Below are 15739 nucleotides of genomic sequence, written 5' to 3'. Positions count from 1 at the left end.
GGAGAGAATTAATTTGTATGATTATATAAAAGGCAAGGTCGATTATATTGGACCTGAATACATAGTTGTGGAAAATGGGGGGATCGGATATCAAGTGATGACACCGAATCCTTTTATTTTTTCCGCTCAATACCAGAAAGAGATCCAAGTTTTTTTGTATCATTATGTGCGTGAGGATATGGCTGCATTTTACGGTTTCCAGACTCGTCAAGAAAAGGCATTATTCACAAAACTATTGAATGTAACCGGAATCGGGCCGAAGGGTGCACTAGCCATATTAGCATCAGGACAGGTTGATCAGGTGGTGCAGGCAATCGAAAATGAAGATGAGTCGTTCTTGGTGAAATTCCCGGGAGTCGGTAAGAAAACGGCACGGCAAATGATTCTCGATCTAAAAGGAAAACTTGAGAACATTATTCCGGATGCTTTTCCAAGCTTGTTTAACGAAGGCGTCACGGCTGCACTCAGTCCAAATGGTTATTCGGAGGAATTGGATGAAGCCATTCTTGCCTTGAAGGCTCTTGGTTATTCTGAAAAGGAAATCCAAAAGGTTGCTAAGAAATTGCAGACGGAAGATATGACGACCGAGCAATATATTAAGAAAGCATTGCAAATGATGTTAAGATAAGGAGTGGCGCAATGGAGGAGAGAATATTCAATCAGGAAGCCGATTTGAACGAACTATCCTTTGAACAAAGCCTGCGGCCCCAAAACTTAAAGCAATATATTGGACAGGATAAAGTTAAAGCGAATTTGAGTGTATACATTGAAGCGGCAAGGATGCGTGAAGAAACGCTCGATCATGTACTATTATATGGACCACCCGGTCTTGGAAAGACGACGCTTGCCGTCATCATCGCCAATGAAATGGGTGTCAATATCCGCACGACTTCCGGTCCCGCCATTGAGCGGCCGGGGGATCTGGCGGCCATTTTGAGTGCACTTGAACCTGGTGATGTATTATTCATTGATGAGATTCACCGTCTTCCTCGTGTTGTCGAAGAAGTGCTATATCCGGCTATGGAAGACTTCTGTCTGGATATTGTAGTCGGTAAGGGACCGGAAGCCCGTTCGATCAGAATCGACTTGCCGCCGTTCACCCTCGTGGGGGCCACGACACGTGCAGGCTCACTGTCTGCACCGCTCAGGGACCGTTTTGGCGTTTTGAGCCGTCTTGAATATTATACGGAAAACCATTTGACTGATATCATCATCCGTACATCAAGAATCATGGATACGGAAATGGATGATCAAGCAGCTAGCGAACTTGCTAGAAGGTCAAGGGGCACCCCGAGAATTGCTAATCGGCTATTACGGAGGGTCAGGGATTTCGCCCAGGTACGCGGTGATGGTACGATAACGGCCGAGCTTGCCGATTATGCGCTTGAATTAATGCAGGTCGACCGTTTAGGACTCGATCATATTGACCATAAATTACTTAAAGGGATCATTGAAAAATTCCGTGGTGGACCCGTGGGTCTGGAAACGATTGCTGCAACGATTGGCGAAGAGGCACATACGATCGAAGATGTGTATGAACCATATCTGTTACAAGTCGGTTTTCTTCAGCGTACCCCTAGAGGCCGGATGGCAACACAGCTGGTTTATGAGCATTTCGGCATGGAGATGCCCGAATGATGAATATACCAAAAATGGTTATGATGCTTGGTGTGATTATATTCGTGATTGGTTTTGCGATGAAATACATTCATCTCGGCAAGCTGCCGGGAGATATTTTGCTGAAAAAGGGGAATACGACGTTTTACTTTCCTATCGTCACATCAATCATCGTCAGTGTTGTGTTGTCCGCCATTTTTTATTTGATTGGCCGTTTTAAATAAATATTACAGCTTGAAAGACAGGTTAGGAAGTGGAACAGATGAAATTGGATATGTTTGATTTTCATTTACCGGAGGAATTGATTGCCCAAGTTCCTTTGGAGGATAGGGAAGCAAGTAGATTGATGGTGTTGGATAAAGGAACCGGTAAGCTCCAGCATGATGTATTCAGCCATATCACGGAATATATCAAGCCGGGAGATTGCTTGGTTTTGAATGATACGAAGGTGCTGCCTGCCCGACTTTACGGAAGTAAGGAAGAAACAGGTGCAAAAATCGAGGTATTGCTGCTTAAGCAAGAGCATGATGATGTATGGGAAACGCTTGTGAAGCCAGCCAAACGGATTAGAGAAGGCTCGACAATCATTTTTGGCGATGGTAAGCTGAGTGCCGTCTGTACAGGTGTACTTGAGCATGGAGGCCGAATCCTTGAATTTAAATATGAAGGCATATTTTATGAAATACTAGAGAAGCTTGGCGAAATGCCATTACCTCCATATATCAAGGAACAACTCGACGATCAGGACCGTTATCAAACGGTATATGCACGTGAACGGGGATCTGCAGCGGCACCAACCGCAGGCCTGCATTTTACGGAGGATTTGCTCGAGAAACTTAAAGGGATGGGTGTCCACATCGCTTTCATCACGCTTCATGTAGGGCTTGGTACGTTCCGTCCAGTCAGTGTCGACGATATTGACAGCCACGAAATGCATTCAGAGTTTTATCAAATGACGGAAGGCACAGCCAGGTTACTGAATGATGTGAAAGAAAAAGGCGGGAAAATCATCACGGTCGGCACAACGTCCACAAGGACATTGGAAACGATTGCGTCCCGTAATGATGGGGTGTTCAAGGAAGAGAATGGCTGGACGAGCATCTTCATCTATCCTGGATATGAGTTCAAAGGGATTGATGCGATGATAACGAACTTCCATTTACCGAAATCGACTTTAATCATGCTTATTTCTGCACTTGCAGGCAGGGAGCATGTCCTTCATGCCTATGAAACGGCCGTGGAGGAAAAATACAGGTTCTTTAGTTTTGGAGATGCAATGTTAATTAAGTAATATAAGAGTGAGAAGCTCTTGAAGGGAGTTATTGCGTTGACTGCAATACGATATGAGTTAATCAAAACATGTAAACAGACAGGGGCACGGCTAGGCCGGGTTCATACGCCGCATGGTTCTTTTGACACGCCGGCATTCATGCCGGTTGGAACGATGGCTACTGTCAAAACGATGTCCCCGGAAGATTTGAAACAAATGGGGGCAGGCATCATCCTGAGCAATACGTACCACTTATGGCTGCGTCCGGGGCATGAAATCATCAAGGAAGCTGGCGGATTGCATAAGTTCATGAACTGGGATCGGGCAATCTTGACTGACTCGGGCGGCTTTCAAGTCTTCAGTTTGAGCGAGTTCCGTAAAATTGAAGAAGAGGGCGTACATTTCAGAAACCATCTGAATGGCGATAAATTATTTTTATCTCCGGAAAAAGCGATGGAAATACAAAATGCACTTGGCTCCGATATTATGATGGCATTCGATGAATGTCCGCCATTTCCGGCGACTGAAGAGTATATGAAGAAGTCGGTTGAACGGACATCACGCTGGGCAGAACGCTGTTTGAATGCCCATGAGCGTCCAAATGACCAAGGGCTGTTCGGGATCGTTCAAGGCGGGGAGTTTGAAAATCTTCGCAAACAAAGTGCAAAAGACCTTGTCTCCCTTGACTTCCCGGGTTATGCTATTGGAGGATTATCCGTAGGGGAACCGAAGGATATCATGAACCGCGTTCTTGAGTTTACAAGTCCGCTGCTGCCAACTGACAAACCGCGTTACCTGATGGGAGTCGGTTCGCCGGATTCATTGATCGATGGTGCACTCCGCGGAGTCGATATGTTTGACTGTGTACTGCCGACGCGAATTGCGCGTAATGGTACGCTGATGACGAGCAATGGGCGGCTGGTTGTGAAAAATGCGAAATATGCACGTGATTTTGGTCCAATCGATGAAAATTGCGATTGCCATGTTTGCAAGAATTATAGCCGGGCATATATCCGCCATTTGATTAAATGTGAAGAAACCTTTGGGATTCGTCTTACGACTTATCATAACCTTCATTTTCTGTTAAACTTGATGGAACAGGTCAGACAAGCTATTCGAGAAGATCGTCTTGGAGACTTTAGGGAAGAGTTTTTTGAGCAATATGGTTTCAATGAACCTAATGCGAGAAACTTCTAATTCCATAAATATTTTAATGAACGAAAGGAGTGAATTATACAAATGGGTTCTTTAACACAAATACTTCCGTTGATCTTAATGTTCGTATTGTTCTATTTCTTATTGATCCGTCCGCAGCAAAAACGCCAAAAGGCTACGCAAAACATGCAAAGCAGTTTGAAAAAAGGTGATAAAGTTGCTACTATCGGCGGCATGCACGGAACAATCGATGCAATCGATGAATTGCAAATCGTCATTAAGTCACCAGACGGTACAAAACTAACTTTCGACCGTGCGGCAATCCGTGAAATTAAGGAAAGCGCACCAAATAAAGAAGCGACTTTATAAGACAAACGAAAACCGGGCCATGTGCCCGGTTTTTTGCTGTGTTTTTTTAATTGGTACGTGATTCGGAACTCATGTTGACCCCAAGCACGCCACCCATCATGGCCGTAATGACAAAACAGCCATAGTATATCCATTGCTTGATGGTGAAGAGCGCATCGTGACCTAAATATTGAAAAAGGAACACGACCAACAGATAAAGCAGCCCAGTACTACCGCCTAAGAATAGTCCTTGCTTTTTCCCTTTCCCTCCTGAGATGAATCCACCAATGAACAGTGATAAAAAGGACACGATCATGATCACGTATGTCAGGGATGATTCCGTCAGTGAAGTGAAACGAAGAAGGATGGAAACGATTAAACTTGCAATCATCGCTATGGCAAAGATGGAGCCTACGCCATAAATTACGGCGACACTCATTTTTTTAGTTTCGATGGGTATTCCTCCTTTTTACAAGGCTGATACGTTTTAGCCTGTTTATGTGTTTGTACAAGCATATTCCCCGTATGGAACCTTTAGACCAGGTTTAAGAAGCTTCCAAGTAAAATTAGAAAAGATTATGGAGTAATTTTTCAATTCCCAAGCCATGCTATGGATGAAGGATGTGGTATTGAAGTGGATATCATGGCTATTATTTTTAGGACAACAGTGATCTATCTAGTCATCTTATTACTTTTCCGAATGATGGGTAAACGGGAAGTTGGGGAACTGAGCATACTTGATTTAGTGGTATCCATCATGATAGGAGACATTGCCGTCCTATCCTTTGAAGATTTGGATAAACCATTTTTCAGGCAAATCATTCCCATGTTCGTGCTTGCTTTCATCCAAATAATCATGGCCTACATTTCATTGAAAAGCATAAGATTTCGAAACATCGTGGACGGTACACCTCAAATTATCATCAACCAAGGGAAAATAGATGAAAAAGCGATGCGTAAGCAACGATATAATTTCGATGATTTATTGACCCAGCTGCGTGAACAGGGGATTAATGATTTAAATGATATACAATTCGCAATCCTCGAATCTTCAGGGAAGCTGTCGGTTATCAAAAATACCCAAAGCAAAGGTTCCAATACGAAGCAAACACCCTATCCCCTTATAATCGACGGAGAGATACAGGAGAAAAATCTCGATAAAATCGGCAAAAATCACTTTTGGCTCCGGCACCAGTTGAAAAAAATGGGAGAAACGAAGATTAAAGAGATTTCGATTTGTGGGTACATAGATGGTCGATTTTACATCGATAAAAATGAAACGAAGAATTGACCGAAGTCTTTTTAAATGCTTCGGTTCATTTTATTTCCAAGCAAACTTTGATAAAAAGCCGCCAACTACAGGAATCCGGATTAGATCCGCTTTTTTTATGCTGCCGGTCATGAGCAGGAAAAATGTGAACAGCAGGATAACGACCGTCACGGAAAGCAAAAGCCGTATGCCAAGAGGCTGTGAGGAGAGCGGGAATTGATAAAGGTAATAACCGCCCCATCCGGAAATTAAAGCAAGGACCAAAGCTGACATATAGCTGCGGAAATGAAGCGTGAAAGGGACGACCTTCAGCACGGTTGAAAAATGCAGGAAGGTAACGAGCATTGTACCGACGGCTATCCCGATTGCGGCTCCCATGATCCCGAAGCTTTCCTTTGACGCCAGCAGCCAGATCACACCGATTTTAAGGATGTTCCCAGCCAGGCTGTTGAACATTGCGGCCTTTGCAAGATCCAGTGCTTGCAGCATGGATTGCAGCGGATATTGAAAGTAATAAAGGATGAAAAAAGGTGCCAGGAATTTAATGAAAACAGCAGCATGCGAAGAGCCATACATGACTTGTAAAATCGGTTCGGCAAAGATAAACAGAATGACGATAGCTAAACAGCCTGTGATAAAGGTGATTTTCAAGGCCTGTTGAAGCCTATGTTCAACGAGTAAAAAATTTCCGGTCGTACGGGCTTCGCTCACTGCCGGGACAAGGGCCGTCGCCAACGAGGATGTAACGAATGACGGAAGCATGAGTAAAGGCAGTGCGTATCCTGTTAACTCCCCGTATTGACTGGTGGCTGCAGCCGCGGTGACGCCGGCGATTGCCAAACTCTGGGCGACCACTATCGGTTCGAAAAACCACGAAACCGATCCAATCATCCTGCTTCCGGTGGATGGAAGGGCGATCCCCATCAATTCGGTGAACGTTCCTTTTCCGGATTTGACATTCTTGAAGAAACCTTTCCGGAACTTAAAATGTTTCTTTAACTTAAAACTAGTCAATAAGTAGAAGAGAGATACAAGCTCACCAATAATAGAAGCGAACATCGCCCCGGCAGCAGCGTATTCGATTCCATATGGTAAAAAGGCCTTCGTCAGGACGGCTATGAACGTGATTCGTGCCACCTGCTCGATAACTTGTGAGAAAGCGAAGGGCTTCATATTTTGCTTGCCTTGGAAATAACCGCGCAGTACGGATGAAATGGCTATGATCGGTACGATAGGAGCAATCGCCATGAGCGGCCATACCGTCCGTTCGTCAGTGAATAGATATTCTGAGAGCACCGGCGCGAAAAGCAGCATTGCGGGAGTGAAAATCATCGATAGCGTAAAGGTGCAGGCCAAAGAGACGACAAGGATTTTCTTGATTTTCCGTTCATCACCTCTGGCATTTGCCTCTGCCACGTATTTGGAAATGGCGATAGGCAGGCCTAACTGGGTAATGTTTACGACGAGAAATAGGGTCGGTAAAGCCATCATATATAAACCAACGCCTTCTTCGCCGATGAAGCGGGCGATGACAATGCGGTTAATGAAACCAAGAACCCTTGTTATCAGGCTTGCGACTAATAAAATCAGCGTCCCTTTTAAAAATTTGGACATTGAACTCCCTTCCTTCCTTCTCAAAAAAGCGGTTATGCTATACAATTATCTATATGCTTGTACTTGGACAAAGCATGACAAAAGTGTTTGTTTGCGTTCTAACAAATGATTGAAACTCTTCTAAGAAAATGCGCATTCATTTGAGAATCATTTTTACTGGAGGCAAAGTGATGGCGAAAAAGAATCATCCCTATCAAAGGTATTATCTAAAGGTACGCCCATTTTTGAAGAGCAAGCGTGAGGAATTCGAAATGGTCGGATTGAATGCCGTAACAGAGGAAGACATATGGGGAACCTTGACCAAAAATAAATGGAAGCGTCCGCAGGAAAACATTCACCTTCATGAACTTGTCGCAGATATCGTGACATTTTCGAGCAACCAGTTCATGACTTTCCAAATGGTCGAAGCTTATAAATCACCAAACCTATTTGAGCCGCTTTCTGAAGAGGAACTGAAGGAACTTTTAAAAGAATGATGCAAAGATATACTTAAATTGACAGCTGTTTGTATATGACTCATAATGGATATGGTTATGCTTTTTTTGGGAAAAAGCATGGGAAGCTGTGTCTTTTTTCTCAAGAAGCAAAGGGTATGCAGTTATCATATAAACTTTTTTTAAACTTCAGGAACAGGCGTATTATAGAAAGGGGCCTACTACATAATGGTAAAAAGAGGCAGGATCGTTGCGTTTTTTCTAATTGCACTTTTGATTTTCGCAGCGATGGGATCGACTTCAAAAGGAATCCTAAAGGATATCAAGCTGGGTCTTGATCTTCAAGGCGGCTTTGAAGTGTTATATGAAGTAAAACCGCTGTCTGGGGAAAAGATCACCCCGGATGTTTTACGGGCTACAGTAAGCTCGCTTGAGCGGCGTGTCAATGTTTTGGGCGTTAGCGAACCTAACATTCAAATCGAAGGGAAAGACCGGATCCGCGTTCAATTGGCTGGAGTCAAAGACCAAAACAACGCTCGGGAAATCCTTTCGACACAAGCTAAATTATCCTTCCGTGATTATAACGATAAGGAAATGATGACCGGTGCTGACCTGAAAGAAGGCGGCGCGAAACAAACGTTCCAAGATAATAAACCGGTTGTCGAAGTCACATTGAAAGATGTGAATAAATTTAAGGATATCACCCAAAAAATTTCCTCGATGGAAAGTCCGACTAATGTCCTTGCAATCTGGTTGGATTTCGAAGAAGGAAAAGATTCCATTAAAGATACAGCTTCACAGGACAATATGATTTCAGCTCCAACTGTTAAGGAAGTTTTCAATACGAAGAAGGTATATATTACAGGTCAATTCACGGTGGAAGAAGCGAAAGAGCTTGCAGCCCTTCTGGATGCAGGTGCCCTGCCTGTAGATTTAAAAGAAAAGTACTCTACTTCTGTAGGTGCCCAATTTGGCGCGGGTGCGCTGAATGATACCATTTTTGCGGGCATAATCGGAATTGCACTTGTTTTTATTTTCATGCTTGTGTATTACCGCTTCCCGGGATTCATTGCAGTCGTCACTTTAAGCATATACATTTTCTTGACGCTATTAGTGTTTGATTGGATGAATGCAGTCCTTACGCTGCCTGGTATTGCGGCATTGGTACTCGGGGTCGGGATGGCTGTCGATGCCAACATCATAACCTACGAGCGAATCAGGGATGAGCTGAAACTTGGCCGTTCAGTTAAAGCAGCTTATAAAGAAGGTACGAAAAATTCACTTGCTACGATCACGGATGCGAACTTAACGACCTTGCTGGCTGCAGCCGTTCTGTTCTATTATGGAACAAGCTCGGTTAAAGGGTTTGCAACAACTTTGATCATTTCGATTTTAATGAGTTTCATTACAGCCGTCTATGGTACACGTCTTTTCATGAGCCTGTGGGTGAATAGCGGGTTCCTGGACAAACGTACAACATGGTTTGGCGTGAAAAAGAAATACATTCACGATTTATCCGAGAAAATTGAATTAATGTCATTGCCAACGCGCTTTGATAAAATCGATTTCGTCAAACATCGGAAAGTTTTTTATGGCATTTCAATCGGTGTCACAATTATCGGGATCATTTTCCTGCTCGTCTTCAGATTGAATCTAGGGATTGATTTCACGAGCGGTACCAGAATTGAGATTGCGTCCAAAGATGTCTTGACGACTCAGCAAGTCAAAACCGAAATGAGCAAGGTCGGTATTGACAAAAAGGACATCAAGGATGTCAGGCTCGCTGGAAAAGAAAATAAAAACGCTGTCGTTCGGACAGTCGGTGTCCTTGATAAACAGGAAATCGCTGAATTGAAGGACCACTTCAAGAAGGATTACGGAGCAGAACCGAATGTCAGCACCGTTTCGCCGACAGTCGGGAAAGAACTTGCGAAAAATGCCATGTTTGCGTTAGCGATTGCATCAATAGGAATCATATTGTATGTATCGATACGATTTGAATGGCGAATGGCTGTACCGGCCGTCGTAGCGCTAATACATGACGCATTCTTCATCATAACGGTTTTCAGCTTACTTCGGCTTGAAGTGGATATCACCTTCATTGCTGCGGTTCTGACGATCGTCGGTTATTCGATCAATGATACGATCGTAACCTTTGACCGCATTCGTGAAAACTTACGCTTCAGTCGTAAAGTCAAAACCGTCGAAGAGCTTGAGAACATTGTAAACATCAGTATCAGGCAAACTTTGACGAGATCCATTAACACAGTACTGACCGTTCTCATTACGGTTATCGCGTTGGCGATATTCGGCAGTGAAGCTATCCGAAACTTCTCGATTGCACTGTTTATCGGTTTAATATGCGGCGTGTATTCATCACTATTGATCGCTTCCCAATTCTGGCTTGATTTGAAAATCAGGGAATTGAAGAAGAAAGGTCCGCTGAATACCGCAAAAGAGAAGAAACAAAGTCTTGAAGGACAAGTTTAATAGGAGAGAGGGGGCTGGCATGATGCCAGCCTTCTTTTTGTGAGACTAACTTGTTGAATAGGGAATTACAGCCATTTTTGAGTTTAAAATAAATTGAAACCGTTATTGCCGTTTTGTATAATGAGTAAGTTGAGGGGTGAATTAATGTTAAAGCCAAAAACTCGGTGGAACTTGCGAACTGCCGATGAAAACAAAGTTGCTGCACTAGCTGAAGAGCTCCATATCACACCTTTGGTTGCAGCGTTGCTTGTGAATCGAGGCCTGGATACGATCGAAAGTGCCCGATCATTTTTATTTGTAAAAAATCAAACTTTTCATGATCCATTTTTATTGAAAGATATGGATAAAGCAGTATATAGAATAAGAGAAGCCATTCAAAATGGAGAAAAAATACGTATATTCGGTGATTATGACGCGGATGGCGTGACATCGACCACAGTGATGATGACGGCACTAACGAGATTGGGAGCCGATGTGGATTTTTATATCCCGAATCGCTTTACAGAGGGGTATGGACCGAATCCAATGGCGTTCCGCCTTGCAGCTGAGCAAGGGGTGAAGGTATTGATAACCGTCGATACAGGAATTTCTGCAATCGATGAAGCGAAGCTTGCCGGAGAGCTTGGAATGGATTATATTTTGACCGACCACCATGAACCGGGACCGGAATTGCCTGAAGCATTGGCAATCATCCATCCTAAACTTGAGGGCAGTTCCTATCCATTTAAAGACCTTGCGGGAGTAGGGGTCGCTTTTAAGCTGGCACACGCCTTGCTTGGAGAATTGCCGGAGGATTTGCTTGAAATAGCGGCAATTGGCACCATAGCGGATTTAGTGCCTTTACAAGGGGAAAACCGCGTCATTGCTGCGAAAGGCATCGAGCAGTTACGTTTGACCCGCCGTCCGGGACTTGTTGCATTAATGAAAGTGGCGAATGTTCAGCAGGAAGCATTGAATGAAGAATCGATCGGCTTTGCGATGGCACCACGGATCAATGCTGTCGGACGTCTTGGAGATGCCGACCCCGCTGTGGATTTATTAATGTCTGAAAGCCTGGAAGAAGCGACGGAACTCGCCAATGAAATCAATGATATCAATAAAGAGCGGCAGGCTATGGTTGCAGAGATGGCGGAAGAAGCGATTTCTGAAGTTGAGGAAAACTTCCCGCCGGAGTCGAATGGTGTGCTCATCATCGGCAGGGAAGGCTGGAACGCCGGTGTTGTGGGTATTGTGGCCTCTAAACTGGTTGAACGCTTTTACCGGCCCACGATTGTATTGAGCTATGACCGGGAAAAGGGATACGCTAAAGGTTCTGCTCGGAGTATCGCCGGTTTCGATCTTTTTGAAAGTCTGTCCACTTGCCGTGAATTACTGCCTCATTTTGGTGGCCATCCTATGGCTGCTGGAATGACATTGAAAATTGAAGATGTTCAGGAGCTTAGGGACCGCATGAACTTGATTGCGAAGGAACAACTGAATGAAGAGGACTTCACACCCATTACAAATTTGGACGGTGCTACGACTTTAGCTGAAGTTTCCGTTCAAACGATTCAGGAGATGAGCCTGCTAGCGCCATTCGGGGTTACGAATCCTAAGCCGAAGATTTTGATAGATTCCGTACAACTTTCAAGCGCCCGTAAAATTGGTGCCAACCAAAATCACTTGAAGGTCCAGCTGGAAGATGGTGAAAATCATAAACTTGATGGCGTAGGCTTCGGTCTCGGTCATTTTGTGGATGAATTAGCGCCGCACGCTGAAGTCTCGGTGATTGGAGAGCTTTCCATCAATGAGTGGAATAATATGAAAAAGCCCCAGATCTTTGTCCAGGATGTCTCGGTGAACCATTGGCAGTTATTCGATTACCGCGGCAAGGGCCAGGCAGAGAAGTGGCTTGCCGACATTCCGGCACAAAACCGGAAAATCGTCATTTTCTCGGAAGATATTTATAGCAGATATCCCTTTTTACGAAACCATCCGGATCTTGTTCATATCAAGAATGAACAGGATGCAGATCAGCTCGACTGCCTAGAAGGACATGTGGTTTTTATGGACATGCCACCGTTAAGGGAATATTTGAAACGGGTCATTGCCAATAAGAATCCATCGCGTATCTACGCTCACCTTTCACATGAACAGGACCATTTCTTAAGTACGATGCCAACAAGGGACCATTTTAAATGGTTTTACGCCTTCCTTGCCAAAAAGGGTCCGCTCGATGTGAAAAGATATGGTGATGACCTTGCCAAATACCGCGGCTGGTCAAGGGATACCGTGGATTTCATTTCTAAGGTGTTTTTTGAGCTTGATTTTGTTACAATAGAGAATGGGTTAATTATGCTTACAACCAATGCGAAGAAACGCGATCTCAGTGAATCTGAATCGTATATAAGAAAGAAAGAGCAATTTGAGCTTGAACAAGAGCTAGTTTATTCTTCCTATCAGCAATTATTCGATTGGTTCAATCATTATTTAGTCCATGAGGCAACAGACCTTGAGGAGGAAACAAAGCAATGGATTTAAAGCAATATGTAACAATTGTGCAAGACTGGCCAAAACCGGGTATTGTCTTCAAAGATATTACAACATTAATGGATAACGGCGCAGCTTATAAATACGCAACAGACCAAATCGTCGAGTACGCTCGCGATAAAAATATCGATTTAGTGGTCGGACCGGAAGCACGCGGATTCATTATCGGATGTCCAGTCGCATACTCATTGGAAGTCGGCTTTGCGCCAGTGAGAAAAGAAGGAAAACTTCCACGTGAAACGATAAAAGTTGAATATGGATTAGAATATGGCAAGGATGTTTTGACGATCCATAAAGATGCCATCAAACCGGGACAGCGTATCCTGATTACCGACGATTTACTTGCTACTGGAGGAACAATCGAAGCGACGATCAAATTGGTTGAACAGCTTGGCGGAATTGTAGCCGGGATTGCATTCCTTATTGAATTGACGGACTTGGATGGTAAAGATAAATTAGACGGCTATGATGTCTTGACATTAATGAGCTTTTAATAAAGAAGAGCACTCTGACCAGGGTGCTCTTTCTGTTTTACTCGTTTTAACTGGATTTTGTCGAATTTCCAGTGAAAAAATGCATTATTCTTTATAAAATACACGTTTAACCCTTTACATCCTTGCCTTTTTTTTCGATAATAGTAATAATAAAGAGTTTTTCTGCTAATAAGTTTATTTGCACTTGTATCCGTTTAAGCGGATTTATTTTTTTTCGCAAAAATTGTCACGTTTTGCAGAATAAAGGGAAGTGCTACCAATCATACTCAATCCGGATCATACCGGTGGCAGTTAAAGTGGGGTTAAGGTGATTAAATGGCTAATGATCAAATATTGACTGCCGAGCAGGTTGTAGAACGTGCCAGCTTATATCTTCAGCCGGAAGAAGCTGAATTTATTCATAGAGCGTTTAAGTATGCAGAATATGCCCACCGAGAACAATTCCGTAAATCGGGAGAGCCGTATATTATTCATCCGATTCAAGTGGCGGGCATTCTGGCTGATCTTGAAATGGACCCTGCAACTATTGCGGCAGGTTTTTTACATGATGTTGTTGAAGATACGGAGATCACTCTGAAGGATATTGAAGAAAATTTCAGTCCTGAAGTCGCCATGCTCGTGGATGGCGTGACCAAATTAGGGAAAATCAAGTATAAATCACAGCAAGAGCAGCAGGCGGAAAACCATCGGAAAATGTTCGTGGCGATGGCCCAGGATATCCGGGTAATCTTGATAAAGCTTGCCGACAGACTGCACAATATGCGGACATTGAAGCATCTGCCGCAGGAGAAGCAGAGAAGGATATCGAACGAGACGTTGGAAATCTTTGCACCGCTTGCCCATCGTCTTGGTATCAGCACGATTAAATGGGAACTTGAAGATACTGCACTAAGGTATTTGAATCCTCAGCAGTATTACCGAATCGTTAACCTGATGAAGAAAAAGCGTGCAGAACGTGAAGAGTATCTGGAAGAAGTCATTGATGAAGTGCGGAAAAACGTTGAGGAAGTCAACATTAAGGCTGACCTTTCCGGCAGGCCGAAACATATATACAGCATTTATCGCAAAATGGCTTTGCAGAATAAGCAGTTCAGTGAAATTTATGATTTGCTTGCAGTTCGGATCGTCGTCAATAGCATAAAAGATTGCTATGCGGTTTTAGGGATCATCCACACATGCTGGAAGCCGATGCCTGGCCGATTTAAAGACTATATCGCGATGCCGAAGCCGAATATGTATCAATCGCTCCATACGACGGTAATCGGTCCGAAAGGCGATCCGCTCGAAGTGCAGATCCGTACTTCCGATATGCATCGCATTGCCGAGTTCGGGGTTGCCGCGCACTGGGCTTATAAAGAAGGAAAAGATGTCGGTGAACAGCCTTCATTAGAAGAAAAATTGACTTGGTTCCGGGAAATTCTTGAATTCCAGGATGACGCGACTAATGCCGAGGAATTCATGGAATCCCTTAAAATAGATCTTTTTTCTGATATGGTATTCATTTTCACACCTAAAGGCGATGTCATCGAACTCCCATCAGGTTCCAACCCGATTGATTTCGCTTACCGGATCCATTCGGAAATTGGAAACAAAACGATTGGTGCCAAAGTGAACGGGAAAATGGTACCGCTGGATTATAAACTGAAAACAGGCGACATCATTGAAATCTTAACATCGAAGCATTCATATGGTCCAAGTCAGGACTGGCTAAAACTCACGCAAACATCTCAAGCTAAAAATAAAATCCGCCAATTTTTCAAGAAGCAGCGCCGAGAAGAAAATATCGAAAAAGGCAAAGAGCTTGTTGAAAAAGAAATCAAGGATATGGAGTTTGACCTGAAGGAAATCCTGACTCCCGAGAACATCAGGCGTGTTGCAGATAAATTCAACTTCCTGAATGAAGAAGATATGTATGCAGCAGTCGGGTATAACGGAATAACTGCCCTTCAGGTAGCTAACCGCCTTACCGAAAAATGGCGAAAGCAGAAAATGGTCGAGCAGGAAGCAGATATTTCAGAAGCGGTAGCCGATCTGAAAACCTTCTCCAATTCAACTAAAAAACGTGACTCAGGTGTACAGGTGCCGGGGATTGATAACCTGCTTATCCGTTTATCACGCTGTTGTAACCCAGTTCCTGGAGATGAAATCGTTGGTTATATAACCAAAGGCCGTGGAGTTTCAGTCCATAGACAAGACTGCCCGAACCTGGAAAGCGGGGATTCCGATCATCGCCTGGTACCGGTTGAATGGGAAAGTACAATTAATGAACGCAAGGAATACATCGTTGAAATTGAAATCAGCGGGTATGACCGTCGCGGCTTATTAAACGAAGTGCTGCAGGCAGTCAATGAAACCAAGACCAACATTTCAGCGGTCTCTGGTAAATCCGACAGGAATAAGGTTGCGACCATCCACATGTCGATTTACATTCATAACATTGCCCATTTACAAAAGGTCGTCGACCGTATAAAACAAATTTCAGATGTTTATTCCGTCAGAAGGATAATGAACTAAGGAG

The 15739-nt window shown here is 43.7% G+C and carries 14 protein-coding genes; 12 read left to right on the top strand and 2 right to left on the bottom strand.

Annotated elements, in window-relative coordinates:
* Positions 1–13 precede the first annotated feature (13 nt).
* Genes ruvA through yajC form a run of 6 tightly spaced genes read left to right on the top strand, consistent with a single transcriptional unit; the run spans position 14 to position 4411 of the window.
* On the top strand, positions 14–628 hold the full coding sequence (ruvA, locus tag QUF78_RS19140) for a Holliday junction branch migration protein RuvA (protein ID WP_289325897.1): 615 nt from the start codon (positions 14–16) through the stop codon (positions 626–628).
* A gap of 11 nt (positions 629–639) precedes the next feature.
* Complete coding sequence (gene ruvB, locus QUF78_RS19135) at positions 640–1638, top strand: Holliday junction branch migration DNA helicase RuvB (protein WP_289315500.1); 999 nt, start codon at positions 640–642, stop codon at positions 1636–1638.
* Positions 1635–1841 (top strand): DUF2905 domain-containing protein, encoded by a 207-nt coding sequence (locus QUF78_RS19130; protein ID WP_289315501.1) that lies wholly within the window; start codon positions 1635–1637, stop codon positions 1839–1841. Before ruvB ends, QUF78_RS19130 begins: the two co-directional genes overlap by 4 nt.
* A 38-nt stretch (positions 1842–1879) precedes the next feature.
* Positions 1880–2908 carry a tRNA preQ1(34) S-adenosylmethionine ribosyltransferase-isomerase QueA gene (gene queA / locus QUF78_RS19125; RefSeq protein ID WP_289315502.1) on the top strand — a complete coding sequence of 343 codons (1029 nt, stop codon included), beginning with the start codon at positions 1880–1882 and terminating at the stop codon, positions 2906–2908.
* 36 nt (positions 2909–2944) lie between these two features.
* On the top strand, positions 2945–4084 hold the full coding sequence (tgt, locus tag QUF78_RS19120; RefSeq protein WP_289315503.1) for a tRNA guanosine(34) transglycosylase Tgt: 1140 nt from the start codon (positions 2945–2947) through the stop codon (positions 4082–4084).
* Between the two features lie 42 nt (positions 4085–4126).
* Entirely contained in the window at positions 4127–4411 is a 285-nt protein-coding gene (gene yajC / locus QUF78_RS19115) for a preprotein translocase subunit YajC (protein WP_289325896.1), read from the top strand.
* Positions 4412–4457: 46 nt separating this feature from the next.
* Here yajC and QUF78_RS19110 read toward each other — a convergent pair whose 3' ends face one another.
* Positions 4458–4829, bottom strand: coding sequence for a TIGR04086 family membrane protein (locus QUF78_RS19110; RefSeq protein WP_061464226.1), 372 nt, complete (start codon positions 4827–4829; stop codon positions 4458–4460).
* 171 nt (positions 4830–5000) lie between these two features.
* Between QUF78_RS19110 and QUF78_RS19105 the strand changes: the two genes are divergently transcribed.
* Positions 5001–5681 (top strand): DUF421 domain-containing protein, encoded by a 681-nt coding sequence (locus QUF78_RS19105; protein WP_289325895.1) that lies wholly within the window; start codon positions 5001–5003, stop codon positions 5679–5681.
* A 30-nt stretch (positions 5682–5711) separates the two neighbouring features.
* On the opposite strand, the gene spoVB is transcribed toward QUF78_RS19105, so the two are convergent.
* A complete protein-coding gene (gene spoVB, locus QUF78_RS19100; RefSeq protein WP_289325894.1) occupies positions 5712–7274 on the bottom strand; it encodes a stage V sporulation protein B in 1563 nt (520 codons plus the stop codon).
* A gap of 170 nt (positions 7275–7444) precedes the next feature.
* Here spoVB and QUF78_RS19095 point away from each other — a divergent pair, with 170 nt between their 5' ends.
* The 5 genes from QUF78_RS19095 (at position 7445) to QUF78_RS19075 (ending at position 15735) form a co-directional block, all read left to right on the top strand.
* The gene (locus tag QUF78_RS19095) at positions 7445–7750 is read left to right on the top strand and encodes a post-transcriptional regulator (RefSeq protein WP_289315508.1); all 306 of its coding nucleotides are present in this window, start codon (positions 7445–7447) and stop codon (positions 7748–7750) included.
* A gap of 186 nt (positions 7751–7936) precedes the next feature.
* Positions 7937–10198 (top strand): protein translocase subunit SecDF, encoded by a 2262-nt coding sequence (gene secDF, locus QUF78_RS19090; RefSeq protein WP_289325893.1) that lies wholly within the window; start codon positions 7937–7939, stop codon positions 10196–10198.
* Positions 10199–10342: 144 nt separating this feature from the next.
* Positions 10343–12718: a single-stranded-DNA-specific exonuclease RecJ gene (gene recJ, locus QUF78_RS19085; protein ID WP_289325892.1), complete on the top strand. Its 2376-nt coding sequence runs from the start codon at positions 10343–10345 to the stop codon at positions 12716–12718.
* Positions 12709–13221 carry an adenine phosphoribosyltransferase gene (locus QUF78_RS19080; protein ID WP_061464220.1) on the top strand — a complete coding sequence of 171 codons (513 nt, stop codon included), beginning with the start codon at positions 12709–12711 and terminating at the stop codon, positions 13219–13221. The genes recJ and QUF78_RS19080 overlap by 10 nt, the downstream gene beginning before the upstream one ends.
* Positions 13222–13536: 315 nt before the next feature.
* Positions 13537–15735: a RelA/SpoT family protein gene (locus QUF78_RS19075; protein ID WP_289325891.1), complete on the top strand. Its 2199-nt coding sequence runs from the start codon at positions 13537–13539 to the stop codon at positions 15733–15735.
* The last annotated feature ends 4 nt before the right edge of the window (positions 15736–15739 follow it).

It is taken from the genome of Peribacillus sp. ACCC06369, assembly GCF_030348945.1.
Classification (GTDB): Bacteria; Bacillota; Bacilli; order Bacillales; family DSM-1321; genus Peribacillus.
This window is presented reverse-complemented; position numbering and strand designations above follow the sequence as displayed.

Bases quoted from the DNA above. Each gene is read 5' to 3' on its own strand.
- ruvB (WP_289315500.1), top strand. From the start codon at position 640: ATGGAGGAGAGAATATTCAATCAGGAAGCCGATTTGAACGAACTATCC.
- QUF78_RS19130 (WP_289315501.1), top strand. From the start codon at position 1,635: ATGATGAATATACCAAAAATGGTTATGATGCTTGGTGTGATTATATTC.
- queA (WP_289315502.1), top strand. From the start codon at position 1,880: ATGAAATTGGATATGTTTGATTTTCATTTACCGGAGGAATTGATTGCC.
- yajC (WP_289325896.1), top strand. From the start codon at position 4,127: ATGGGTTCTTTAACACAAATACTTCCGTTGATCTTAATGTTCGTATTG.
- QUF78_RS19110 (WP_061464226.1), bottom strand. From the start codon at position 4,829: ATGAGTGTCGCCGTAATTTATGGCGTAGGCTCCATCTTTGCCATAGCG.
- QUF78_RS19105 (WP_289325895.1), top strand. From the start codon at position 5,001: ATGGATGAAGGATGTGGTATTGAAGTGGATATCATGGCTATTATTTTT.
- spoVB (WP_289325894.1), bottom strand. From the start codon at position 7,274: ATGTCCAAATTTTTAAAAGGGACGCTGATTTTATTAGTCGCAAGCCTG.
- QUF78_RS19095 (WP_289315508.1), top strand. From the start codon at position 7,445: ATGGCGAAAAAGAATCATCCCTATCAAAGGTATTATCTAAAGGTACGC.
- secDF (WP_289325893.1), top strand. From the start codon at position 7,937: ATGGTAAAAAGAGGCAGGATCGTTGCGTTTTTTCTAATTGCACTTTTG.
- recJ (WP_289325892.1), top strand. From the start codon at position 10,343: ATGTTAAAGCCAAAAACTCGGTGGAACTTGCGAACTGCCGATGAAAAC.
- QUF78_RS19080 (WP_061464220.1), top strand. From the start codon at position 12,709: ATGGATTTAAAGCAATATGTAACAATTGTGCAAGACTGGCCAAAACCG.
- QUF78_RS19075 (WP_289325891.1), top strand. From the start codon at position 13,537: ATGGCTAATGATCAAATATTGACTGCCGAGCAGGTTGTAGAACGTGCC.